The sequence below is a fragment of the Rhodobacter sp. SGA-6-6 genome, from assembly GCF_011043545.1.
In the GTDB taxonomy this organism is placed as follows: Bacteria; Pseudomonadota; Alphaproteobacteria; order Rhodobacterales; family Rhodobacteraceae; genus Pseudogemmobacter.
The window spans coordinates 58,260-76,140 of record NZ_JAAKGP010000004.1 but is presented as its reverse complement, the minus strand read 5'-3'; the positions used below and the strand labels follow the sequence as shown (position 1 = coordinate 76,140).

Here is a 17,881-nt window from a genome sequence, read left to right as displayed (position 1 = left end):
TATCCCTGCCTTGCCGACCCGGGCGCAGGGGCCTAGCCTCGCCCCAGTCCCTTTCGCGAGGTTTCCCCATGCGCCGCCTTCTCGCCGCCCTTCTGGCCACCACCGCCTTTCCCGCGCTGGCCGATACCCTGACCGCCGAAAGCACCGTCACCGCGGTGACCGTCTATCCGCAGGGCGCCAAGGTCACGCGGCTGGTCACCGTCACCCTGCCCTCGGCCGGGTCGCACGAGCTGCTGGTCACAGACCTGCCCGCCGACACCCGCGCCGGGCTGATGCAGGTCGCCGCGCCCGAGGGGGTCAGCCACGGCGCCTTCAGCCTGCGCGCCGACCGCCTGCCGCCGCGGGAGGAGCCGCTGACCGCGGAGCAGCAGGCGGCCAGGGCCGAGGTCGAGCGGCTGGAGGCGGCGGAGCGCGAGGCCTTCGCCGCGCTGGAGCAGGTGCAGGCCCGGATCGACGCCGCCAATGCGCGGGCGGGCTTCCTGTCGTCCTTCACCGGCGGGCTGCCCGACAATGCCACGCCGGAAAGCCTGCAGGCGATGGCGGCGATGATCGGCGCCGAGACGCTGGCGGCGAAGGCGGAGGCCGCCGCCGCGCGCAAGGACCTCTGGCCGGCGCAGAAGGCGCTGGCGGAGGTGCAGGAGGCGCTGGTCAAGGCGCGGGACGCCTTGGCGGCGCTGCCCGCGCGCGACGGCGACTATACCGCGCTGGTCATGGCGCTGGAGGCCGAGGCCCCGGGCGAGGCGGTGCTGACCCTGACCCATTACATCGACGCCGCTGGCTGGCGGCCGTTCTACGAGGTCGACCTGACCCGCAAGGGCGAGGCCGCGCTGGCGCTGGACCGTTCGGTCCTGGTCACCCAATACACCGGCGAGGACTGGACCGGGGTGGACCTGGTGCTGTCGTCCTCGCGCCCTTCGGAACAGGCCTGGCCCTCCACGCTCTGGCCCGAGCTGCGCAGCATCGGGCCGGAGGAGCCGCCGGCCGCCTATGACAGCGCCCGCGCGGCCGGTGCGGCGCCGGAGATGGAGGCCGTCCCCGCCGCCCCGGTCACCGCCGAGGCGGCGATGGAGGGCGACACGGTGGTCTACATCTACCCGCGCAAGGTCGATGTCGCCTCGGGGGTAGAGGACCTGCGCCTGCCGCTGGACCGGGTGGACTTCGCCCCGGTGGTCGAGGCCCGCGCCGTGGCCCGCTGGGACGCCAGCGCCTTCGTCATGGCGCGCTTCGTCAACGGCGACGAGCCGGTGCTGCCCGGCGAGGCGCTGCTGTTCCGCGAGGGCGTGCTGGTCGGCGCCGCCTCGCTGCCGCTGATCGCGCCGGGGGCAGAGACGGAACTGGCCTTCGGTGCGCTGGACACCCTGCGGATCACCCGCGAGATGCCGCAGCGGAGCGGCGGCGAGACCGGCATCCTGACCACCTCCAACCGGCAGAGCGAGGAGGTGGTGATCAAGGTCGAGAACCTCGGGGCCGAGGCCTGGCCGGTGCGGCTGATGGACCAGGTGCCCTATTCGGAGCAGGACGACCTGGAGATCGAGACCACGGCCAAGCCTGTGCCCACGGAGACCGATGTCGACGGCCAGCGCGGCATCCTGGCCTGGGACTTCACCCTGCAGGCGGGCGAGCAGAAGACGGTGACGTTGGGCTATACCATGACCTGGCCGGAGGGGATGGTGCTGCGGTGAGCGCAGCATCTTCCCGGTAACGCCTGCCTTGGCGAAGGCGCGTGCCTTCGCCATAGCGCACCGTTTCAGCTGGACCGGCCGGGCCTCAATGGCCCGGCCAGCGCCCGACCCGCCCTCGGCGGGCGCTTCTCGCCCGCCGGGTCGGGCGCTGGCCTCTCGGGGTTCAGGGCTGCCGGTGTTTCCGGGTGCAACCGTCCCGCACGGGCGGGGGCGAGGCAATGCCTCGCCTGATCCCGCCCGGACCGGGCTTCGGGCACAGACGAAGGCCGTATCCTCACCCCCGCCGCGCCACCGCCACGGCCGCCTGCCCCAGGATCAGCGCACCCGTCCCGCCGATGATCCCTGCCGCCAGCCGGTTCAGCCGGGCCACCGCGGCGGGGCGTTTCATCATGCTGCGGGCGCGGGCGGCCAGCACCGCATAGGGCGTCAGCGTGGCGAAGAGGACGCAGACCGTCACCGCCGCCAGCAGCGCCCATTCGGCCGGGCCAACGCTGTGCAGGTCCAGCACCGTCGGCAGCAGGGCGAGGTAGAAGATGATCGTCTTGGGATTGCCCATGGTGACGGAGAACCCGCTGAGGAAGGCGCCGAGGCCGCTGCGCCTCTGCCCGTTCCCGGCCTCGGTCACCCCGGCGCGGCTGGTCCAGAGTTTCACCGCCAGGTAGATCAGGTAAAGCCCGCCGAGCAGCTTCACCGCCAGGAACACGCCGGAGAAGGTCTGGGCTATGGCGGACAGTCCCGCCACGGCGACGGTCAGGTAGATCACGTCGCCGAGCGCGATCCCGGCCAGCAGGAACAGCGCCGCCCGCAACCCGCCGCCCATGGATTGCCCGACCAGCGCGGCCACCCCCGGGCCGGGAATCGCCGCCGCGAGGCCGAGCGCGGCGGAATAGGCCAGAAGCGATGCCAGCATGTCCGGGTCCCCCTTCGGCGCGCACCATAACCGAAGGCCGCGGCGGTGCAATCCGCCTCCGCGGGCCGCCCTTCCGCCTGCCCCTGCGGCATGGTATCGGGCGGCATCATGTCGATCGTCGCCCCCGCCGCCTCGAAGAACCCGCGCCTCGGCATCCTGCTGATGGTCGCGGCCGTCGCCACCTTCGCGGCGCAGGACGGCTTCAGCCGCGGGCTGGCCGGGGAATACAACACCTTGATGGTGGTGATGATCCGCTACTGGGCCTTCGCCGGCTTCGTCGTCCTCCTGGCGCTGCGGCGGCCCGAGGGCGCGCGGGCGGCGGTCCGGTCCTCGCGGCTGCCGGCGCATGTGCTGCGCGGCGCGCTGCTGGTGGCGGAGATCTGTCTGATCGTCTGGGGCTATACCCTGATCGGCCTGATCGAGAGCCATGCGATCTTCGCCATCTGCCCGCTCGTGGTGGTGGCGCTGTCCGGGCCGGTGCTGGGCGAAAGGCTCAGCTGGCAGCGCTGGGCGGCGGTGGCGGCGGGGATGCTGGGCGTGCTGGTGATCCTGCGGCCGGGGATGGGCGTGTTCAGCTGGGCGGCGCTGCTGCCGATGGGCTCGGCCTTCCTCTTCGCGCTCTATTCGGTGCTGACCCGGATGACCACGCGGGCGGAGCCGACCTTCCCCTCGCTGTTCTGGCCCGGCGTGGTGGGCGCCGTGCTGATGACCGCCCTCGGCCTGCCGAACCTGGAGCCGGTGGCGGCGGAGCACATCCTGCCGCTGGCGGTCTACAGCGGGCTGTCGATCTTCTCCCACTGGCTTCTGCTGAAATGCTACGAGCAGGTGGAGGCGGCGCGGGTCCAGCCCTATGCCTATCTGCAGATCGTCTTCGTCACCCTGATCGGGCTGACGGTCTATGGCGAAAGGCTGTCGCTGCCGGTGGCGCTGGGCACCGGCATCATCGTCGCCGCGGGGCTGTTCGCGCTGGCGCAGGAAAGGCGGGGCAGATGAGGCAGGCGACGCCGCAGAACATGCGGGCGGGCATCTGGCTGATGATCTTCACCAGCCTGATCTTCGCCGCGCAGGACGGCATCTCGCGCCACCTGGCCGAGACCTACAATGTCTGGATGGTGGTGGCGATCCGCTTCTGGGCCTTCGCCGCCTTCGTCCTCGTGCTGGCGCTGCGGGCGCCGGGCGGCATAAGGGGCTCGGTGCGGACCGAGTTCCCGCTGCTGCAACTGGCGCGCGGGGTGATCCTGGTCTTCGAGATCTGCGTGATGGTCTTCGCTTTCACGAAGCTGGGCCTGATCGAGAGCCATGCGGTCTTCACCATCTATCCGCTGCTGGTCGCGGCGCTGTCCGGCCCGGTGCTGGGCGAGAATGTGGGCTGGCGGCGCTGGGCGGCCATAGGGGCCGGCTTCGTCGGTGTGCTGATCATCCTGCAGCCGGGGGCGGGGGTGCTGTCGGTCTGGGCGCTGGTGCCGCTGGCGGGGGCCTTGCTCTATGCGCTCTACAACCTGCTGACCCGCTATGTGGCGCGGGGCGACAGCGCGCTTGTAAGCTTCTTCTGGACCGGGGTGGTCTGCGCCGCGGCGATCACGCCCTTCGGGCTGATGCACTGGCAGCCGATGACCGGGCAGGACCAGATGCTGATGGCGGTGCTGTGCTGCACGGCGCTGCTGGGGCACTACACGCTGATCCGGGCCTATGCGCTGGCCGAGGCCTCGGCGATCCAGCCCTTCGCCTATATCCAGCTGGTCGGGGTGGCGGCGATCGGGCTTTTGGTCTTCGGCGAGGTGCTGCGGCTGAACGTGGTGATCGGCGCCGCGGTGGTGGTCGCGGCAGGGGTCTTCACGCTCTGGCGCCAGCGGGTGCGCGAGAAGGAGGCCGAGTGGCGGGCTGCCGGTCGGCCGTAGGGCGGGGTTCACCCCGCCGTTCCGCGGCTTCCATGGCGAAGGCGCGTGCCTTCGCCACGGCGCGCCGTTTCAACCGGGACCGGCCGGGCCTCAATGGCCCGGCCAGCGCCCGCCCCGCCCTCGGCGGGCGCTTCTCGCCCGCCGGGTCGGGCGCTGGCCTCTCGGGGTCTCGTGCCGCCACCGTCTCCGGTTGATGCGTTGTGCACGGGCGGGGGCGAGGCAGAGCCTCGCCTTCTCCCGCCCGGCCGGATGTCCTTTCCTGCCGACGAGCGCGAGGACGGATGCCGCAGGTTGCCGCCGCGGCGCGGGGGGCGTAAAACCCGGGCCGAGGCCGCCAAGGAGATGCCCATGCCCGCCCCGAGACCCGTCGTCCTGTGCATCCTCGACGGCTGGGGCATCGGCCCGGACCCGGCCGCCAGCGCCCCGGCGCAGGCGCGGGTCCCCACCTTCAACCGGCTCTGGGCGACCTGCCCGCATTCCACCCTGACCACCTTCGGCCCCGATGTCGGCCTGCCCACCGGCCAGATGGGCAATTCCGAGGTCGGCCATACCAACATCGGCGCCGGCCGGGTGGTGGCGATGGACCTCGGCCAGATCGACCTCGCCATCGAGGAGGGCTCCTTCGCCACTGTCCCCGCCCTGCGCGAGTTCATCGCGTCGCTCCAGGCCAGCCGCGGCACCGCGCATCTGGCCGGGCTGACCTCGCCCGGCGGGGTCCATGCCCATCAGGCGCATCTCTTGGAAGCCGCCCGCATCATCGCCGCCGAGGGCGTGCCGGTGGCGATCCACGCGATCACCGACGGCCGCGACGTCGCCCCCGCCTCCGCCGCCAGCCAGCTGGCCGAGGTGGAGGCCGCGCTCCCCCCCGGCGCCCGGATCGTCACCGTCACCGGCCGCTACTTCGCCATGGACCGCGACAACCGCTGGGAGCGGGTGGCGCTGGCCTATGCCGCCATGGTGCAGGGCCGGGGGCAGGCCCGCGCGGACAGCGCGCAGCAGGCCGTCGCGCAGTCCTATGCCAGGGAGATCACGGACGAATTCATCCCGGCCACGGTGATCGGCGATTATGCCGGGATGAAGGACGGCGACGGCCTGTTCTTCCTGAACTTCCGCGCCGACCGCGCGCGCGAGATCCTTGCCGCCATCGGCGACCCGGGCTTCGCCGCCTTCGCCACCAGCCCCCGCCCGCAGCTGGCGGCGCGGCTGGGGATGGTGGACTACTCCGCGGCGCACGATGCCTACATGACCACGATGTTCCCCAAGCAGGACATCGTGAACACGCTGGGCGAATGGGTGGCGAAGCAGGGGCTGCGGCAGTTCCGGCTGGCGGAGACCGAGAAATATCCCCATGTCACCTTCTTCCTGAACGGCGGCCGCGAGGCGCCCTTTCCGGGCGAGGACCGCTTCATGCCGCAATCTCCTAAGGTGGCGACCTACGACCTGCGACCGGAGATGTCGGCGCCGGAGGTCAGCGACCGTTTCGTGCAGGCCATCGAGGCGGGCTACGACCTGATCGTGGTGAACTACGCCAACCCCGACATGGTGGGCCACACCGGCAGCCTGCCCGCCGCCATCAAGGCGGTGGAGGCGGTGGATGCCGGGCTGGCCCGCGCCGTGGCGGCGCTGGAGAAGGCGGGCGGCGCGATGGTGATCTGCGCCGACCATGGGAATTGCGAGGTGATGGTGGACCCGGTGACGGGCGGCCCGCATACCGCCCATACGCTCAGCCCGGTGCCGGTGATCCTGGTCGGCGGGCCGGGGGGCGCGCGCTTGCGTGACGGCGGGCGGCTTTCCGACCTGGCGCCGACGCTGCTGGCGCTGATGGGTCTGCCCCAGCCGGCGGAGATGACCGGGAAAAGCCTGCTGGCATGATCCTGCGCGCCGCCCTCCTTGCGCTTCTGCTGACCGCCCCCGCCGCCCGGGCCGGGACGGTGGCCGACCAGGCCGCCGCGGCCTCGGCCTCGCTGGCCGAGGCGGTGCAGGCGCTGGAGACGGCGACCAAGGCCCGCGACCGGGTGGCCGCGCTGACCAAGACCATTCGCGCCTATGAGGAGGGTCTTGCCGCCCTGCGCGAGGCGCTGCGGCAGGCGGAACTGCGCGAGGCCACGCTGGAGCTGAGCTTCAACGCCAAGCGCGACCAGATCGGCCAGTTGCTCGGCGTGCTGGCGCGGATGGAAGCCGAGCCGGGGCCGCTTCTGCTCCTGCATCCCGACGGCCCGCTGGGCACGGCGCGATCGGGGATGATCCTGGCCGAGGTCACCCCGGCCCTGCAGGCCGAGGCCGACCAGCTGAAGGCGGAACTGACCGAACTGGCCGAGCTGCGCGCCCTGCAGACCGCGGCGGGCCAAACCCTGGCCGAGGGACTGAAGGCGGCGCAAGAGGCGCGGGCGGCGCTGAGCCAGGCGATCTCGGACCGCACCGACCTGCCGAAACGCTTCACCGAGGACCCGGAGGTGCTGAAGGGCCTCTTGGAATCCGCCGACACGCTGGAGGCCTTTGCTGCCGGCCTTGCCGTCACCGACGATCCCGACGCGGGTTCCAGCTTCGCCACCGCGAAGGCCACGCTGCCGCTGCCGGTCTTCGGCGCCATCCTGCGCCGCCCGGGCGAGGCCGATGCGGCCGGCGTCCGCCGCCCCGGCCTGACGCTGGCCACAAGGCCAAGGGCGCTTGTCACCGCGCCCTGGCCGGCGACGATCCGCTACCTCGGCCCGCTGCTCGACTACGGAAATGTGATCGTGCTGGAGCCGGGCGACGGCTATCTTCTCGTTCTCGCCGGGCTCGACAGCCTATATGGCGAGGTCGGAGAAGTGGTCGCCGCCGGGGCGCCGCTCGGCCTGATGGGCGGCGGCGTGCAGGACACGGGCGACGGCACGGAATTCACCACGGGCGGCCAGGATGGCTCTGGCGCGCAGGGGACGGAAACGCTTTACTTGGAACTGAGACAGGGCGCAGAGCCGGTGAACCCGATGCCGTGGTTCGCCGCCACCGCCGCGACAGGAGAGTGAGAGACGATGAAGAAGCTGATCCTTGCCGCGGCGGGCGGCACCCTGGCCGGGGCGCTGTTCACCACGCAGGTGGCCGGGCCGCTGATCGCGCAGAACGCCGCCCATGACAGCAGCGTCTACGAGCAGCTGGACCTGTTCGGCGATATCTTCGAGCGTATCCGCGCCCAGTATGTGGAACCCGTCGAGACCGACAAGCTGGTCGAGGCGGCGATCAACGGGATGCTCACCTCGCTCGACCCGCATTCCAGCTATCTGTCCGCCAAGGACTTCGAGGACATGCAGGTCCAGACCAAGGGCGAATTCGGCGGCCTGGGGATCGAGGTCACCCAGGAAGAGGGCTTCGTCAAGGTGATCTCGCCGATGGACGGCACCCCGGCGGCGGATGCGGGCATTCAGGCCGGAGACTATATCACCCATGTGAACGGCGAATCCATCTCGGGCCTGATGCTGGACCAGGCGGTGGACCTGATGCGCGGCCCGGTCGGGTCCGAGATCATCATTACCGTGGTCCGCAAGGGCACGGCCGAGCCCTTCGACGTGTCGATCATCCGCGACACCATCAAGCTGACGGCGGTCAAGGGCCGGGTGGTCGGCAAGGCGGTGGTGCTGCGCGTCACCACCTTCAACGACCAGACCACCCCCGGGCTGAAGGCCGAGCTGCAGAAGGGCATCGACGAACTGGGCGGGATCGAGAATCTGGAAGGCGTGGTCATCGACCTGCGCAACAACCCGGGCGGTCTTCTGAACGAGGCGATCTCGGTCTCCGACGCCTTCCTGGAGACCGGCGAGATCGTCTCGACCCGCGGCCGCAACCCGCAGGACGACGAGCGCTACAACGCCACCCCGGGCGACCTGATCGGCGGCAAGCCGGTGGTGGTGCTGATCAACGGCGGCTCGGCCTCCGCCTCCGAGATCGTGACGGGGGCCTTGCAGGACCACCGCCGGGCGATCGTGGTGGGGACCAAGAGCTTCGGCAAGGGCTCGGTCCAGCAGCTGATCCCGCTGAAGGGCGACGGGGCGATGCGGCTGACCACGGCGCGCTACTACACCCCCTCGGGCCGGTCGATCCAGGCGCTCGGCATCTCGCCCGACATCGTGGTGCAGCAGCCGTCGAAACCTGTGGATCCGGCGGCGGCCGATGCGGCGAAGGAGGAGCGCCGGCTCACCTCCGAGGCCGACCTGCGCGGCGCGATCACCAACGACTCGATGACCGAGGACGAGAAGAAGCTGTATCAGGAAGAGCAGACCAAGGCCGAGGACGCCGCCAAGCTGCGCGACGAGGATTACCAGCTGGCCTATGCCGTCGACATCCTGAAGGGCCTGTCGACCATCGCCATGGCGACGCCCTGAGCCGATGGCGGAGGGGAGGGATCCGAAGGGCCCCGGCGGCCTGCCTTACCGCCCCTGCGTGGGGGTGATGCTGGTCAACCGCGACGGCCTGGTCTTCGCCGGCCAGCGCAAGGACAGCCCGGTGCCGGCCTGGCAGATGCCCCAGGGCGGCATCGACGACGGCGAGAAGCCGCGCGAGGCCGCCTACCGCGAGCTGTGGGAGGAGACCGGCGTCACCCGCGACCTGGTGGACTTCGTCGGCAAGACCCACGGCTGGGTCACCTACGACCTGCCGCCCGAGCTTCTGGGCAAGGTCTGGGGCGGCAAATACGGCGGGCAAAGGCAGAAGTGGTTCCTGTTCCGCTTCACCGGAACCGACGATCAGATCCGCATCGACACCGATCATCCCGAATTCGAGAGCTGGCGCTGGATCGACGTGGACGAGATGATCGCCGCCATCGTCCCCTTCAAGCGCGCGGTCTACGAAGAGGTCGTCCGCAGCTTCCGCGCCTATCTCGCCTGAAGGAAATTGTGCGGCTTCGCCGCAAGCCTTTTGTCTCGCCTCTGCGCGCAAGCGCGCAACCGGCTCGGGGTTTTGCCTCCGGCGGGGATATTTGGGGGCAGGTGAAATGGAGAAGAGGTCTTCTTCAAATTCACCTGCTCCAAATATCCTCAGGGGGTTTGGGGGCAGAATGCCCCCATCAGTCGACAGCGGCCATAAGGAACTCCGCCAGCCGCAACGAAAGGAATGCGGCGGCAGCCGCGCAATCGGATGCCGGATCAGGCCAGCGTCACCCTGGTGCCGTGGACGGTCAGCAGGGCGGCCAGGTCGCCCTCCGGCGGCTGGTCGGTGACCAGTTGCGCGAAGCGGTCGGGCGGGGCGATGGCGATCGGGGCGGAGCGGCCGAATTTCGAGGCGTCGGCGGCGACGATGGTCTCCTCGGCCCGGTCGATGATCGCGCGGGAGAATTCGGCCTCGCGCAGGTCCTGCAACAGGAAGCCGGCGGGCGCGGCGATGGCGGCGACCGACAGCACGGCGTAGCTGACGCGGAACTGCTGCACGAAGGCCAGCGCCCCGGCCCCGAAGGCGCCGCCGTCATGGCTGCGCAGCTCGCCCCCCGCCATGAAGACCTGGTTGCCGTTCACCCCGGTCAGCGCCTGCGCCACCGCCAGCGAATTGGTCACCACCAGCAGCTCGCGCCGCACCCGCAGCGCCTGCGCCACATAGGCGGTGGTCGAGCCCACGTCGAGGAAGAGCGAGGCGCCGTCCGGCAGCATCCGTGCCACCGCCTCGGCGATGCGGCGCTTCGGCCCGGGGTTCTGCACCATCCTCTGCGCGAAGCTGGGCTCCGGCCCCCAGTCTTTCAGATGCACGCCGCCATGCACCCGGGTCACCATGCCTTGCGCCTGCAACCGCTTGACGTTCCTGCGGATGGTCTCGTCCGTCACCCCCAGCCGGGCGGCCAGCGCGTCGATCCGGGCCGAGCCGGTTTCCTGCAGCAACTGGAGGATGGCGGCTTCGCGCGGGCTGGACAGCATGGCGGACAGGGCCTCCGTTGATTTCGCAGGCATATAGCGTGGCAATCCACGGAAATCCAACAGGAACCCACAAAATCCCACAAATGTTTTGACAGGGCCGGGGATTCGGCCGCAGCCTTCGCGGCAAGGGGCACTGCCGGGCAACGGCGGGCCGATCACCCAACAGCAGAGGATTGCGGAATGAAGCATTTGTTCCTGACCACCGCGCTTGCCCTTGCCCTGGCCGCCCCGGCCCTGGCCCAGGTGGAAAGCGACGATCCGATCAAGCTGACCCTGCACGACTGGACCGGCCAGCTGATCACCACCAACCTGATGGCCGCCGTGCTGGAGGAAGCCGGCTACAACGTGGAACTGGTGCAGGCCGACTACCTGGCGCAGTTCGCGGGGCTGGAGACCGGCGACCTGCATGTCGCGATGGAGATGTGGGAGACCACCGGCCGAGATGCCATGGACGCCTCCATCGCCACCGGCAATGTGGTGAACCTGGGCGAGACCGGCATGAAGGCCATCGAGGAATGGTGGTATCCCTCCTACATGAAGGAGAAATGCCCCGGCCTGCCGGACTGGACCGCGCTGAACGATTGCGCCGAGCTGTTCGCCACCGCCGAGACCGCGCCGAAGGGCCGCTATCTGGGCGGGCCGGTCACCTGGGGCGGCTTCGACGAGGAGCGGATCGCCGCCCTTGACCTCAACTACGAGGTGATCCATGCCGGCACCGACGCCGCCATGTTCGCCGAGCTGGAGGCCGCCTACCAGCGCCAGGACCCGATCCTGCTGTGGATCTACGCCCCGCACTGGGCGCCGCAGAAGTTCCAGGGCGAATGGGTCGCCTTCCCGCCCTACGAGCCCGCCTGCTACACCGATCCGGCCTGGGGCTCGAACCCCGATGCCACCCATGACTGCGGCAAGCCGACCGGGCCGATCTGGAAGGTGGCCTGGAAGGGCTTCGGTGAGAAATGGCCGGGCGCGGCGGCGGCGGTGACGGCCTTCACCATCGACAACGACACCATGGGTGCGATGATCGCCAAGGTCGACCTGGACGGCGAGTCCATCGAGGACGTGGTCGACGAATGGATGGACGCGAACGAGGCCACCTGGTCCGCCTGGATCGCCCAGTAGGCCCCGGGGCGGGGCGCGGGCGGGAAAGCCCCCACGTCCTCCTGCGCCCCGCCGGACCCGATCACGGAAGATGCAGATGACGCCACCCGTCAAGCTGGCCTGCCGCCATGTGTGGAAGGTCTACGGCCCGCACCCCGAACGGCTGGCCGCCGCCGGAGCCGACCTCGACGCCATCCGCGCCTCCGGCCATGTCGGTGCGGTGCGCGACGTGTCGCTGGAGGTGGGCGAGGGGGAAATCTTCGTCATCATGGGCCTCTCCGGCTCCGGCAAGTCCACGCTGGTGCGCTGCCTGTCGCGGCTGGTGGAGCCGACATCAGGCGAAATCCTCTATGACGGCGAGGACCTGCTGAAGGCCAGCCCGGCCCGGATGATCGAGATCCGGCGGCACCGGATGGGGATGGTGTTCCAGAACTTCGCCCTCTTGCCGCACCTGACCGTGCTGGAGAACGTCGCCTTCCCGCTGGAGGTGCAGGGCCTTGCGCGCGAGGCCCGCGAGGCGCGGGCGCGCGAGGTGGTGGCGCTGGTCGGGTTGCAGGGGCGCGAGCGGCATTTCCCCCGCCAGCTGTCGGGCGGGCAGCAGCAGCGGGTGGGGATCGCGCGATCCCTGGCGGTGGAGCCGGACCTGTGGTTCCTGGACGAGCCGTTCTCGGCGCTGGACCCGCTGATCCGGCGCGAGATGCAGGACGAGTTCCTGCGCATCCAGCGCCAGCTGAAGAAGACCATCGTCTTCATCACCCATGACTTCGACGAGGCGATAAGGCTGGCCGACCGCATCGCCATCATGAAGGACGGCGCGCTGGTGCAGGTGGCCTCGCCCGAGGATCTGGTGCTGGCCCCCGCCGACGATTACGTCCGCGCCTTCACCGCCCATGTCGCCCGGGCCAAGGTGGTGACCTTGGGCCGGATCGCCGCGGCCGGGGTGCCGGAGGGGATCGCCGGAACCCTGCCCGCCGCCGCACGGGTGGAGGACGTGGCCGAGCAGGTGGTGGCCGCGAATGCTCCCTTCGCGGTGGAGCGCGACGGGCAGGCGGTAGGCCATGTCACGCCCGCTGCGGTGATCGCCGTGCTGGTAGGGCGGGGCGGATGATGCTCTGGCGCGGCATATGGGCGCTGCTGGCGGTTGCGGCGCTGGTGTTGGCGGTGCTGCTGCCGGAAGGCTGGATGTGGCCGGCGAAGGAGATGCAGCTGCCGATGGCGCGCTGGATCAGCGCCGGGATGAAGTGGCTAACCGACAGCGCCGCCATCGGCCCGGTCAGCTTCAAGGACCTGACCCGCGGCTTCGCCGCCGTGGTCGAGGCGCCCTACGAGGCGGCGCGGGTGCTGCTGGTCGACGGCATCACCGAGGGCAAGGGCCGCCGCGCGGCGACCATCGTGCCGCCGCTCAGCTGGGTGGCGGTGACGGTGGCGGCCGTCGCTTTGGGGCACTATGCCCGCGACCTGATGCTGGGCCTGCTGGCCGGGGCGCTGATGATCTATCTGGCGGTGTTCGGCCAGTGGGAAAGCGCCATGGTCACGCTGGCCTCCATCGTCATCGCGGTGCCGATGGGGGTGGCGGGCGGGCTGGCGCTCGGCATCGCCGGCTGGCGCTGGAAGCCGGTGGAGCGGGTGCTGATGCCGCTTCTCGACCTGATGCAGACCATTCCGACCTTCGCCTATCTGGTGCCGGTGCTGGTGCTGTTCGGCTTCGGCCCGGTGGCGGCGCTGCTGGCGACGGTGATCTATGCCATGCCGCCGATGGTTCGGGTGACGCTGGTGGCGCTGCGGGCGGTGCCGGCGGAGATCATGGATTTCGCCGCCATGGCCGGCTGCACCCCCGGGCAGCGGATGCGCAAGGTGATGCTGCCGGTGGCGCTGCCCGACCTGATGGTGGGGGTGAACCAGGTGATCATGCTGTCGCTCAACATGGTCATCATCGCCTCGATGATCGGTGCCGGCGGCCTCGGCGCCGATGTGCTGGAGTCCTTGCGGCGCCTGAACATCGGCGGCGGGATCGAGGCCGGGCTGGCGATCACCGCGCTGGCGGTGGTGCTGGACCGGTTGGGGCAGGCGCTGGCCGAACGGGCCGGGGGGCGGCAGGCGCTGCAGGGCCCGTGGTGGAGGCGGCATCCGCGGCTGGTGCTGGTGCTGGCGGTGGCGCTGGCGACGGGGCTCCTCGGCCTTGTCCTTCCGGCGGTGCAGGACTGGCCCAAGGGCTGGACCGTCACCACCAAGGGCTTCTGGTCGGGCCTGATGGAATGGATCAACGTCAATTACTTCGACCAGCTGGAGACCTTCCGGGTCTGGATGCTGGAGCACCTGATGCTGCCGGTGAAGCGCTTCTTCTTCGCCCTGCCCTGGCCCTTCGTGCTGGCCGTGCTGGCGCTGGCCGGGTGGAGGTTGGGCGGCTGGCGGCTCTCGGCGCTGGCCGCGGCGCTGTGCCTCTTCGTCGCCGTCACCGGGCTGTGGGAGCAGGCGATGATGACGCTTTACCTCTGCGGCATCTCGGTGCTGGTCGCGATGGCGATCGGGGTGCCGCTGGGGATCTGGGCGGCCTCCAGCCCCTCGGCGGGGCGGGGGATCGGCGGGGTGGTGGACACGCTGCAGACGCTGCCGAGCTTCGTCTACCTGATCCCGGTGGTGATGCTGTTCCGGGTCGGCGACTTCAGCGCCATGGTGGCGGTGGTGCTGTTCGCGCTGGTGCCGGCGGTGAAATACACCGCGCACGGGCTGCGGTCCGTGCCGGCCGAGCTGATCGAGGCGGGCGTGGTCTCCGGCGCGACCCGCGGGCAGATCCTGCGCAAGATACGGCTGCCGATGGCGGTGCCGATGATCCTGCTGGGGCTGAACCAGACCATCCTGCTGGCGCTGTCGATGCTGGTGATCACCGCGCTGGTCGGCACCCGCGACCTGGGGCAGGAGGTCTATATCGCGCTGACCAAGGCCGATGTCGGCCGCGGGCTGGTGGCGGGGCTGTCCATCGCCGCCATCGCCATCCTGGCGGACCGGCTGATCGGCGCGGCGGCGAAGGGGGCACGGGAAAGGCTGGAGGGCGCGGGATGACGCCGGAGGACAGGGTGCGGGCACTGGCCTGCTGGACCGGGCCGGTCTCGGTGGAGCCCCTGGGCGGCGGCATCACCAACCGCAACTTCGTGGTGCAGGACGGCGCCCGCCGGGCGGTGGTGCGGATCGGCGACGACATTCCGGTGCATCAGATCCTGCGCTTCAACGAGCTTGCGGCCTCGAAGGCCGCCCATGCCGCCGGGGTCTCGCCGCCCGTGCTGCACCACGAAGCCGGCGCGCTGGTGATCGGCTTCATCGACGGCCGGACGCTGGCCGCCGAGGACCTGCGCCAGCGGCCGATGCTGGAGCAGGCGCTGGCGCTGGTCGCCCGGGCGCATCGGGAGATCCCGCGCCACCTGCGCGGGCCGGTGCTGGCCTTCTGGGTCTTCCACATCTGCCGCGACTATGCCGCCACGCTGGCCGAGGGCCGCAGCCGCCACCTGCCGCTTCTCCCCGGCCTTCTGGCCGATGCCGCGCGGCTGGAAACGGCGGTCGGCCCCGTCGAACTGGTCTTCGGCCACAACGACCTGCTGCCGGCGAACTTCCTGCATGATGGCAAAAGGCTCTGGCTGGTCGACTGGGACTATGCCGGCTTCAATTCGCCGCTCTTCGACCTTGGGGGCCTTGCCGCCAACAACGGGCTGACGCCGGAGGACGAGGGCTGGATGCTTGCCCATTACCACGGCCGCGACCCCGACCCGGCGCTGTGGCGCGGCTACCGGGCGATGAAGGCGGCGGCGGCCCTGCGGGAGACGATGTGGTCGATGGTCTCGGAACTGCATTCCGACCTCGACTTCGACTTCGCGGCCTATACGGCCACCAATCTGGAAACCTACCGCGCGGCGCTGGCCGCCTTCGAGGACCGTCATGGCTGAGCTTCCCACCACCGCGAAGGCGGTCATTATCGGCGGCGGCATCGTCGGCTGCTCGGTGGCCTATCACCTGGGAAAACTCGGCTGGACCGATACCGTGCTGCTGGAGCGGAAGAAGCTGACCTCGGGCACCACCTTCCATGCGGCGGGGCTGGTGGGGCAGCTGCGGACCAGCGCCAACATCACCCAGCTTCTGGGCCATTCGGTAGCCTTGTATCGGACGCTGGAGCAGGAGACCGGGCTGCAGACCGGGTGGAAGATGAACGGCGGGCTGCGGCTGGCCTGCAACGCCGAGCGGTGGACCGAGGTGAAACGGCAGGCGACCACGGCGCATTCCTTCGGGCTGGAGATGCATCTGCTGACGCCGAAGGAGGCGCAGGAGCTGTGGCCGCTGATGACCATCGACGATCTGGTCGGCGCGGCCTATCTGCCGACCGATGGGCAGGCCAACCCGTCCGACATCACCCAGTCGCTGGCGAAGGGCGCCCGGATGGCGGGGGTGAGGATCTTCGAGGACACGCCGGTGACGCGGGTGATCGTCGAGGACGGCCGTATCCGCGGGGTGGAGACGCCCTTCGGCACCATCGAATGCGAGAAGGTGGTGTGCTGCGCCGGGCAATGGACCCGGGTGCTGGCCGGGACGGTGGGGGTGAACGTGCCCCTCGTCAGCGTCGAGCACCAATACATGATCACCGAGAGGATCGAGGGCGTCACTTCCGGCCTGCCGACTTTGCGCGACCCGGACCGGCTGACCTATTGGAAGGAAGAGGTCGGCGGGCTGGTCTGGGGCGGCTACGAGCCCAACCCGAAGCCCTGGGCGGTGGAGGGCATCCCCGAGGGCTTCCATTTCGAGACCCTGACCCCCGATTGGGAGCACTACGAGCAGTTCATGGAGAACGCCATCGCGCGGGTGCCGGCGCTGGCGACGGCGGGGGTGAAGCAGCTGCTGAACGGGCCGGAGAGCTTTACTCCCGACGGCAACTTCATCCTCGGCGAGGCGCCGGAGTTGCGGAATTTCTACGTCGGCGCCGGGTTCAACGCCTTCGGCATCGCTTCGGGCGGCGGGGCGGGGATGGCGCTGGCGGAATGGGTGGCGAAGGGGGAGCCGCCCTTCGACCTCTGGCCCGTCGACATCCGCCGCTTCGGCCGCGTCCACCGCGACACCGGCTGGGTGCGGCAGCGGACGATGGAAGCCTATGGCAAGCACTACACCATCGCCTGGCCGGCCGATGAGATGAAGTCCTGCCGCCCCACCCGCCGCTCGCCGCTCTATGCGCATCTGCAGGCGGCGGGGGCCTGCTTCGGCGAAAAGCTGGGGTGGGAGCGGCCGAACTGGTTCGCCGACCTGGCGGCGGGGGAGCAGCCGGTGGACCGCTATTCCTACGGCCGCCCGGGCTGGTTCGCGGCGGTTGGGCGAGAGCACAAGGCGGCGCGAGAGGCGGCGGTGCTGATCGACCAGACCTCCTTCGCCAAGTTCCGGCTGAAGGGGCCGGGGGCGCTGCGCGACCTGGACCGGATCGCCGCGGGCAATGTCGACCGGCCGGCGGGGGCGCTGGTCTATACCCAGATGCTGAACCGCAAGGGCGGCATCGAATGCGACCTGACCGTGGCCCGGCTGGCGGAGGACGAGTTCCACATCGTCACCGGCACCGGCTTCGCCACCCATGACTTCGACTGGATTTCCCGCAACCTGACCGGCGATTGCCAACTGTCGGACGTGACCTCGGGCTACGCCGTGCTGTCGCTGATGGGGCCGCAGGCGCGGACGATCCTGAGCGCCGTGTCGCCGGACGACCTGTCGAACGAGGGCTTCCGCTTCGGCACCGCGCGCTGGATCTCGGTGGCGCACTGCCCGGTGCTGGCGCTGCGGGTGACCTATGTCGGCGAGCTGGGGTGGGAACTGCACATGCCGGTCGAGGTGGCGGTGACGGTCTACGAGGCCTTGATGGCCGCGGGCGCCCCGCTGGGGCTGGTGAACGCCGGTTATCGCGCCATCGAGACGCTGCGGCTGGAAAAGGGCTACCGCGCCTGGGGCGCCGACATCGGGCCGGACCATACGCCGGTGGAGGCCGGGCTGGCCTGGGCCTGCAAGATGAGATCCAACGCGGATTTCATCGGCCGGGCGGCGGTGGAGGCGCAATTGTCCGGCGGGGTGAAGAAGCGGCTGGCCACCTTCACCGCGGCGCCGGAGGTGGTGCTGCTGGGGCGGGAGACGATCTACCGCGACGGGCAGCGGGTGGGCTGGCTGTCCTCGGGCGGGTTCGGGCATACGGTGGGCCGCGCCATCGGCCTGGGCTATGTGCGGCATCCCGAAGGGGTGACGGAAGGGTTCCTGCGCGAGGGCGTCTACGAGCTGGAAGTGGCCTCGGAGCGGGTGCCGGCGGAGCTGCATCTGGAGCCGCTCTACGATCCGAAAGGCGCGCGGGTGAAGGCGTAGGACCGGGGGTTCACACCCCCGGACCCCCGTGGGATACTTTCAGACAGAAAA

The 17,881-nt window shown here is 70.3% G+C and carries 14 protein-coding genes; 12 read left to right on the top strand and 2 right to left on the bottom strand.

Annotated elements, in window-relative coordinates; genetic code table 11:
* The first annotated feature begins 68 nt into the window (after positions 1 to 68).
* Positions 69 to 1,682 (top strand): DUF4139 domain-containing protein, encoded by a 1,614-nt coding sequence (locus G5B31_RS09365; protein WP_165016505.1) that lies wholly within the window; start codon positions 69 to 71, stop codon positions 1,680 to 1,682.
* A 274-nt stretch (positions 1,683 to 1,956) separates the two neighbouring features.
* Here G5B31_RS09365 and G5B31_RS09360 read toward each other — a convergent pair whose 3' ends face one another.
* Positions 1,957 to 2,592 (bottom strand): LysE family translocator, encoded by a 636-nt coding sequence (locus G5B31_RS09360; RefSeq protein ID WP_165016502.1) that lies wholly within the window; start codon positions 2,590 to 2,592, stop codon positions 1,957 to 1,959.
* 108 nt (positions 2,593 to 2,700) lie between these two features.
* Between G5B31_RS09360 and G5B31_RS09355 the strand changes: the two genes are divergently transcribed.
* The 6 genes from G5B31_RS09355 to G5B31_RS09330 all read left to right on the top strand — a co-directional run bounded on the left by G5B31_RS09355 (position 2,701) and on the right by G5B31_RS09330 (position 9,347).
* Complete coding sequence (locus G5B31_RS09355; protein WP_165016499.1) at positions 2,701 to 3,585, top strand: DMT family transporter; 885 nt, start codon at positions 2,701 to 2,703, stop codon at positions 3,583 to 3,585.
* The gene (locus G5B31_RS09350) at positions 3,582 to 4,490 is read left to right on the top strand and encodes a DMT family transporter (protein WP_165016496.1); all 909 of its coding nucleotides are present in this window, start codon (positions 3,582 to 3,584) and stop codon (positions 4,488 to 4,490) included. Before G5B31_RS09355 ends, G5B31_RS09350 begins: the two co-directional genes overlap by 4 nt.
* A gap of 348 nt (positions 4,491 to 4,838) precedes the next feature.
* Positions 4,839 to 6,362, top strand: a complete 1,524-nt coding sequence (gene gpmI / locus G5B31_RS09345) for a 2,3-bisphosphoglycerate-independent phosphoglycerate mutase (protein ID WP_165016493.1) — start codon at positions 4,839 to 4,841, stop codon at positions 6,360 to 6,362.
* Positions 6,362 to 7,495 carry a peptidoglycan DD-metalloendopeptidase family protein gene (locus G5B31_RS09340; RefSeq protein WP_165017145.1) on the top strand — a complete coding sequence of 378 codons (1,134 nt, stop codon included), beginning with the start codon at positions 6,362 to 6,364 and terminating at the stop codon, positions 7,493 to 7,495. Before gpmI ends, G5B31_RS09340 begins: the two co-directional genes overlap by 1 nt.
* A 6-nt stretch (positions 7,496 to 7,501) precedes the next feature.
* Positions 7,502 to 8,845, top strand: coding sequence for a S41 family peptidase (locus G5B31_RS09335; RefSeq protein WP_165016490.1), 1,344 nt, complete (start codon positions 7,502 to 7,504; stop codon positions 8,843 to 8,845).
* A 4-nt stretch (positions 8,846 to 8,849) separates the two neighbouring features.
* Positions 8,850 to 9,347, top strand: coding sequence for an RNA pyrophosphohydrolase (locus G5B31_RS09330; RefSeq protein ID WP_165016487.1), 498 nt, complete (start codon positions 8,850 to 8,852; stop codon positions 9,345 to 9,347).
* Between the two features lie 257 nt (positions 9,348 to 9,604).
* Here G5B31_RS09330 and G5B31_RS09325 read toward each other — a convergent pair whose 3' ends face one another.
* The gene (locus G5B31_RS09325; RefSeq protein ID WP_165016484.1) at positions 9,605 to 10,363 is read right to left on the bottom strand and encodes a DeoR/GlpR family DNA-binding transcription regulator; all 759 of its coding nucleotides are present in this window, start codon (positions 10,361 to 10,363) and stop codon (positions 9,605 to 9,607) included.
* 180 nt (positions 10,364 to 10,543) lie between these two features.
* On the opposite strand from G5B31_RS09325, the gene G5B31_RS09320 reads away from it, so the two are divergent.
* From G5B31_RS09320 to G5B31_RS09300, 5 genes are all read left to right on the top strand, one after another.
* A complete protein-coding gene (locus G5B31_RS09320) occupies positions 10,544 to 11,482 on the top strand; it encodes an ABC transporter substrate-binding protein (RefSeq protein WP_165016481.1) in 939 nt (312 codons plus the stop codon).
* Between the two features lie 76 nt (positions 11,483 to 11,558).
* Positions 11,559 to 12,569 (top strand): glycine betaine/L-proline ABC transporter ATP-binding protein, encoded by a 1,011-nt coding sequence (locus G5B31_RS09315; protein ID WP_165016478.1) that lies wholly within the window; start codon positions 11,559 to 11,561, stop codon positions 12,567 to 12,569.
* A complete protein-coding gene (locus tag G5B31_RS09310) occupies positions 12,566 to 14,521 on the top strand; it encodes a proline/glycine betaine ABC transporter permease (RefSeq protein ID WP_240904358.1) in 1,956 nt (651 codons plus the stop codon). Before G5B31_RS09315 ends, G5B31_RS09310 begins: the two co-directional genes overlap by 4 nt.
* Positions 14,518 to 15,396: a phosphotransferase gene (locus G5B31_RS09305; RefSeq protein WP_165016475.1), complete on the top strand. Its 879-nt coding sequence runs from the start codon at positions 14,518 to 14,520 to the stop codon at positions 15,394 to 15,396. Before G5B31_RS09310 ends, G5B31_RS09305 begins: the two co-directional genes overlap by 4 nt.
* Complete coding sequence (locus G5B31_RS09300) at positions 15,389 to 17,830, top strand: FAD-dependent oxidoreductase (protein ID WP_165016472.1); 2,442 nt, start codon at positions 15,389 to 15,391, stop codon at positions 17,828 to 17,830. The genes G5B31_RS09305 and G5B31_RS09300 overlap by 8 nt, the downstream gene beginning before the upstream one ends.
* Positions 17,831 to 17,881 lie beyond the last annotated feature (51 nt).

Excerpts from the sequence above, each read along its gene's own strand:
- G5B31_RS09365 (WP_165016505.1), top strand. The coding sequence starts at position 69 with ATGCGCCGCCTTCTCGCCGCCCTTCTGGCCACCACCGCCTTTCCCGCG.
- G5B31_RS09360 (WP_165016502.1), bottom strand. The coding sequence starts at position 2,592 with ATGCTGGCATCGCTTCTGGCCTATTCCGCCGCGCTCGGCCTCGCGGCG.
- G5B31_RS09355 (WP_165016499.1), top strand. The coding sequence starts at position 2,701 with ATGTCGATCGTCGCCCCCGCCGCCTCGAAGAACCCGCGCCTCGGCATC.
- G5B31_RS09350 (WP_165016496.1), top strand. The coding sequence starts at position 3,582 with ATGAGGCAGGCGACGCCGCAGAACATGCGGGCGGGCATCTGGCTGATG.
- gpmI (WP_165016493.1), top strand. The coding sequence starts at position 4,839 with ATGCCCGCCCCGAGACCCGTCGTCCTGTGCATCCTCGACGGCTGGGGC.
- G5B31_RS09335 (WP_165016490.1), top strand. The coding sequence starts at position 7,502 with ATGAAGAAGCTGATCCTTGCCGCGGCGGGCGGCACCCTGGCCGGGGCG.
- G5B31_RS09330 (WP_165016487.1), top strand. The coding sequence starts at position 8,850 with ATGGCGGAGGGGAGGGATCCGAAGGGCCCCGGCGGCCTGCCTTACCGC.
- G5B31_RS09325 (WP_165016484.1), bottom strand. The coding sequence starts at position 10,363 with ATGCTGTCCAGCCCGCGCGAAGCCGCCATCCTCCAGTTGCTGCAGGAA.
- G5B31_RS09320 (WP_165016481.1), top strand. The coding sequence starts at position 10,544 with ATGAAGCATTTGTTCCTGACCACCGCGCTTGCCCTTGCCCTGGCCGCC.
- G5B31_RS09315 (WP_165016478.1), top strand. The coding sequence starts at position 11,559 with ATGACGCCACCCGTCAAGCTGGCCTGCCGCCATGTGTGGAAGGTCTAC.
- G5B31_RS09310 (WP_240904358.1), top strand. The coding sequence starts at position 12,566 with ATGATGCTCTGGCGCGGCATATGGGCGCTGCTGGCGGTTGCGGCGCTG.
- G5B31_RS09305 (WP_165016475.1), top strand. The coding sequence starts at position 14,518 with ATGACGCCGGAGGACAGGGTGCGGGCACTGGCCTGCTGGACCGGGCCG.
- G5B31_RS09300 (WP_165016472.1), top strand. The coding sequence starts at position 15,389 with ATGGCTGAGCTTCCCACCACCGCGAAGGCGGTCATTATCGGCGGCGGC.